Annotated in this window: 4 protein-coding genes; 3 read left to right on the top strand and 1 reads right to left on the bottom strand. The window is 38.2% G+C overall.

Annotated elements, in window-relative coordinates; translation table 11 throughout:
• Window positions 1-211: 211 nt before the first annotated feature.
• Complete coding sequence (locus AC52RT_RS02360) at window positions 212-1903, top strand: methyl-accepting chemotaxis protein (protein ID WP_495539258.1); 1692 nt, start codon at window positions 212-214, stop codon at window positions 1901-1903.
• 136 nt (window positions 1904-2039) lie between these two features.
• Window positions 2040-3029 carry a YeiH family protein gene (locus AC52RT_RS02355; RefSeq protein ID WP_495539257.1) on the top strand — a complete coding sequence of 330 codons (990 nt, stop codon included), beginning with the start codon at window positions 2040-2042 and terminating at the stop codon, window positions 3027-3029.
• A 72-nt stretch (window positions 3030-3101) separates the two neighbouring features.
• Here AC52RT_RS02355 and AC52RT_RS02350 read toward each other — a convergent pair whose 3' ends face one another.
• Window positions 3102-4451, bottom strand: coding sequence for a hemolysin family protein (locus tag AC52RT_RS02350; RefSeq protein ID WP_495539256.1), 1350 nt, complete (start codon window positions 4449-4451; stop codon window positions 3102-3104).
• 426 nt (window positions 4452-4877) lie between these two features.
• Here AC52RT_RS02350 and AC52RT_RS02345 point away from each other — a divergent pair, with 426 nt between their 5' ends.
• Complete coding sequence (locus tag AC52RT_RS02345) at window positions 4878-5450, top strand: YitT family protein (RefSeq protein ID WP_495539255.1); 573 nt, start codon at window positions 4878-4880, stop codon at window positions 5448-5450.
• Window positions 5451-5548 lie beyond the last annotated feature (98 nt).

The raw sequence follows: 5548 nt of genomic DNA, 5'->3' as shown, positions 1-5548 counted from the left end.
CACGAACTTCATCCATATAGAAACCCTCCTCTAATATAGTACCTAATCATTATATTCCCATTTTTATTACTTGAGAAACATTTAAAGAGAGATAAACGATATACAAAACTTTTGGATTCCTTTAAAAATGGTAACGCTTACCGATAGTAAAGAGTAGAGGTATTTCAGTGTGTGGGGCATAAAAACCGTATAAGAATAGAGAGGGAAATTTATGAAACTTTCAATCAGACAAAAATTGGCCGGAGCATTTACGATTGTTCTTATTATTTTAGGCGTCACTACATTGGTTACTAACTGGGAAATTGGCCGGGTTAATGACGCATATCAAGAAATTCTAGAAAATGACGTCCAAAAATTAATTGAGATAAACAATATGAATGCGCTTATGCAGGATGAAACAAATCATGTTCGTGGTTATTTGCTGACGGGCGATGAAAAATATTTAGAAAACTATAAACAAAGTACCGTAGAAATGAAAGCGTTAGTTAAGGATGTACTCAGTAGAGAAAAAACAGCAGCTGGTAAGAAGCTGTTGAATGATATAAGTGATGCAGAGAAGGCCTATCAGCAAGCAGCAGACAGACAGCTGCATTATAAACAATCGGGCAGTGAAGAAGAGTATATGACGATCTTGAAAGCGACGGAGGCTGGGATCGGCAGAACATTTACAGAAAAAATGGTCATGTATAAAGAATACCAAGAAAAGCAAATGATTGAAATTAAGAAAGTGGAAAATCATAAGACAAATAGAATGCAGCTTATTGTTCTGATTGTTGATCTAGCTGGCGTGTTAATTGGAATAGGTCTTTCGATAACATTGGGCAGGCACATTTCGCTGCCCATCCGCAAAACCTCCGCAGCAATAGAGGAAGTGGCTAATGGAGATTTAACGATTCAAACAATTAAAGTGAAAAATCGTGATGAAATTGGGACACTGGCATCGTCAATGAATAAAATGGTACATGATTTACGCAGTGTAGTTAAATTAGTTCATGAATCCTCTGAACAGGTTGCATCGAGTAGTGAAGAGCTCTCAGCCAGCGCAGAGCAAAGCAATCTGGCTGCCAAACAGGTAGCGAGATTGACTGAAGGCAATGCGGTTTTAATTGATAAACAAGCCTTTGAACTGGATCATATTTCGGAGTCCATTGAAGAAATGTCAGCGGGTATTCAAGCCATCTCTTCAAGCGGTGACAAAATGGAAAAAGCAGCAGATACAGCAAGCCTTGTAAGCAAGGCAGGAATGGAAAAAGTTGAAAAAGTCGTTCAGCAAATGGAGGCAATACATGAGTCTGTCAAAGATGCCTCTTATATGATTGAATCGCTTGGACATCGATCTGATGAAATTAGTAAGATTGTTGGTATGATTACGAGTATTGCTGATCAAACCAATTTACTCGCCTTAAATGCGGCTATAGAAGCAGCAAGAGCAGGAGAACATGGTAAAGGTTTTGCCGTAGTAGCTGATGAAGTACGAAAACTCGCCGAGGAATCAAAAAAATCGGCTGAACAGATTTCGTCCATGATTGGTGTGATTCAAGATGAGACGAATAAAGCTGTGGAATTAATGGCTGCTGGGAATAAAAAGACAGCATCAGGAATGCTTCAAACACAAGAAGTGAATGATGCATTTATCCAAATTACGGGATCGGTTGGAAATGTATCAGAAAAAGTTCAAGATGTTTCTACAGCAGTTGAACAATTATCTGTCAGCAGTGCGCATATTGTACAAGCTGTCCTTCAGGTTAAACATTTTTCAATAGAAAGTATGGCAGCCAGCCAAGAAAGTTCAGCAGCAACGGAACAACAGCTTGCAGCGATGGAAGAAATCGCGTCATCATCAGAATCACTTTCACATCTTTCAGAGGAGCTTCAGGCATTAGTCAGGAAGTTCACTGTATGATAAAGCCCCTTGCATCGATTTATCGATGCTGGGTTTTTTAGTGAGAAAATAGCTTTGATCCTTTTAGCTGCAGCTTGCTGGAGGGAGAGAATAAAAGTATGATAGATATGAAATTTTTTTGTTTGGGATGGGGTATATGGGAAATCAATTAAGGAAGATAGGACCGGGGTTATTTGTTTGCATGATAATTGGAACAGGGTCTTTATTTGCGGGAAAATGGTTTCCTAACATTGGAGCTGGAACCATTTCGATCTTATCTGGGATTTTTCTTGGGAATTTAGGAGTAAGCAGACATTCCCGGCTAGACGCAGGAACCAAATTTTCTGAATCCACATTATTATATACAGCGATTATTCTACTAGGTGCTACAGTCAGTTTCCAGGCAATTGCTGCAATTGGATGGAACGGAGCCTTGTTTATCCTGTTAATCATGATGAGTACCGTAACTGCTGCTCTATGGATGGGAAAAAGGATGGGGTTACAAGAAGATTTTCGGATGTTGATGGCTGGTGGAAATGCAGTATGTGGTTCTTCAGCAATCGCGGCGGTCGCACCGGCTATAGGAGCAGATGATAAACAAAAAGGTTTAGCCATAACGATGGTGAACCTCACTGGAACCATTTTAATGTTAGTTTTACCATGGCTTGTAGGACTTCTTTATAGTGATAGGATAATACCTTCATCAGCCTTAATTGGAGGTGTACTCCAATCTGTTGGCCAAGTGGTTGCCAGTGGAAGTATGGTTAGTGAGGAGGTAAAGGATCAGGCGGCTATATTTAAGATCGTTCGAATCCTGCTCTTAGCAGGCGTTATTTCCTTATTAGTCTCTTTACGCGGGAAGAAACAACCCTCAGCGCAGAAAACTAAATGGTACACTATTCCTTGGTATATTAAAGGTTTTTTTATTCTATGTACGATAAATACATGTTTAGCCCTTCCGGAATTGCTTGAAATGAGTATGAAGGCAACGGGGAACTTCTTGGAAATTACCGCCCTTGCAGGAATTGGATTAAGAGTGAAATTTGCTGATTTAATTGCGCAGGGGGCAAAAGCTGGTTTATATACGGTACTTCTGGCAAGCTGTCAAATGGCTGCTGCTGTTATTCTTATCCTGCTGCTATTTTAATTAGATACATTCATAGGATTTAGCAATTTAAAACGAAAACCACCCCTGCTCGTTGAGAACAGGGGTGGTTGGTTATGAAACAATTTCAGTTTGTTGAAGGGGAAATTGTTTGATTTCTGAAACTGGCTGGACATGTTTGTATATCTCAATGTAACGGATATGGTGTTCTTCCATTTCTTTAATTTTAAAACTAAAAGGTCCTTGTGTTAGGATATCACCTTGTTTAGCCTCGTAATTCTCAGTCAACATCCAACCGCCGATGGTATCAATATCTTCAGACACAATTTCAAGTCCCAGCAAATCATTTACTTCGGTGATTAGTAGTTTGGCATCAACGATATAATGGTCATCCTTGAGTTTTCGTACATCTGGTATCTCATCCAAATCAAATTCGTCACGTATGTCTCCAACAATTTCTTCTAAGATATCCTCAACTGTAACCATTCCAGAGGTGCCCCCGTATTCATCCATCAAGATGGCGATATGAATACGTTCTTTTTGCATTTTTAATAGCAAATTATGAATAGGGATACTATCAATAACACGAATAATTGGCCTGATATATGGTTCAATGGTTTTTGTTGACTGATTTTTGTTTGTAATCATTTCTGTGAAAAATTCTTTCACATTAACCATCCCAATGACATGATCCTTGTCGCCGTCAATAACTGGGTACCTAGTGAATTTTTCCTCAGTCATGATTTTAAAGAAATCTTCAATTGTATCATCCTTAGAAAAGGTGACAATCTCAGTCCTAGGCACCATAATTTCTTTTGCAATTCGGTCATCAAATTCAAAAATCTTATTTACATATTTAAACTCTGATTGGTTGATTTCACCACTTTTGTAGCTGTCAGATAGAATAATTCGCAGCTCTTCTTCACTGTGGGCAATTTCATTTTCTGAAACAGGCTGTAAACCAAATGTACGAATAAGAAGCCTTGCTGAGCCATTTAGCACCCAGGTAAAGGGATACATAATCTGATTAAAAAAGATCAGCGGTCTGGATACAAGCAACGTAATTTCTTCAGCTTTTTGAATGGCCAGCGTTTTTGGCGCCAATTCTCCCACAACAACATGAAGAAAGGTGATTAAGATAAAGGCGACTGCAAAAGAAAGAATATGGGAAACGTTATCAGGAATATTTATACCAGTTAGAAGGGGGCCTATAATTTTTTCCACTGTAGACTCGCCAATCCATCCGAGAGCTAGTGCAGTAATGGTAATGCCTAACTGACATGCAGATAAATATTCATCCAAATTGGAGACAATTCGCTTTGCTTTAAGAGAATTCTGTTTCTCTTCTTCAATTAACTGGTCAATTCTTGAACTTCTCACCTTAACGATTGCAAACTCTGAAGCTACAAAAAATGCCGTCAAAGCAATTAAAATGGCTACAAAAACCAAGTTTATTATGTCCAAATAGTCTTCCTTAATTCGCCTAGTAAGGCAAATAAGGAGCCCACCTCCTAAGATATTAAAAATAATATAAGTGTATCAGGGTAAGTCCGACGGGAAATTGCAAAACTAGTTTGCCTATTCATAGTGCAAGCTTGTTCTAACAATTATTCGTAAGCATCATCCCATCAATCACCTCTGCTTCTATTTAAATAACTTAATTATAAAAAAACTTATTAAAACCGTCAAATGACCTAAAGCATTGTAAAGTGGTAATATTTCATCTATATGGTGGTTACGCCTTCAATATTAACGGTTTTTAGTGGTTTTTACCATTAATATGTCTTATTAAATAGAATATTCAGAATATATATATTTGCTAATCATGTACGACTAAAATAGGACAACCATCATATATTTAGTGTGATAAGCAGGGAAGGAGGACAGGCAATGCATCTATTAGAAAAGGCCGGAGCGATTCTGGTAGGGAGTTTACTCCTTGGAATTGGCGTTAACTTCTTTCTCAGTCCTTACCATCTGCTCGACGGCGGTATGATTGGAATTGGCCTGCTGATTCATTACTATTTTGACTTCCCAACTGGGCTGAGCATGATCTTTATGAGCATTCCTCTCTATATATATGCGTGGTATTATCAGAGGAAATTATTCATTCAGAGTCTTCATGGGTTATTGATCTCTTCCTTGTGTGTGGATTGGCTTTCGGGATTTCAAATCAGTTGGGACATACCTGTATACATTAACGCTATTTTAGGCGGAACATTTATTGGCTTAGGTATTGGATTAATGCTACGGTACGAGACGACTACAGGAGGGACGGATTTACTAGCAAAGATTATTGCAAATAAACTATCAATAAATCCTGGTATCATAATTTTTGGGATAGATGTATGCATCATATTATCTGGAATTGGTATTGTAGGTATAACTACATTTTTGTATTCAGGTCTGACGATTCTGTTTGTTGCCATACTGACATCTATTACGGTTAAAGAGACAGTTTAGCATTGTTTAGTTAACTGTGTTTCAGGAAAGATGGCTAATGCATAAAAAGGAGGGAGAAGGAATCCTATTTCTTTTTGTACAGTCATCTTTTTGATGGT

The sequence above is a fragment of the Peribacillus sp. genome, from assembly GCF_059453735.1.
This window is presented reverse-complemented; position numbering and strand designations above follow the sequence as displayed.

Excerpts from the sequence above, each read along its gene's own strand:
- AC52RT_RS02355 (WP_495539257.1), top strand. The coding sequence starts at position 2,040 with ATGGGAAATCAATTAAGGAAGATAGGACCGGGGTTATTTGTTTGCATG.
- AC52RT_RS02345 (WP_495539255.1), top strand. The coding sequence starts at position 4,878 with ATGCATCTATTAGAAAAGGCCGGAGCGATTCTGGTAGGGAGTTTACTC.
- AC52RT_RS02360 (WP_495539258.1), top strand. The coding sequence starts at position 212 with ATGAAACTTTCAATCAGACAAAAATTGGCCGGAGCATTTACGATTGTT.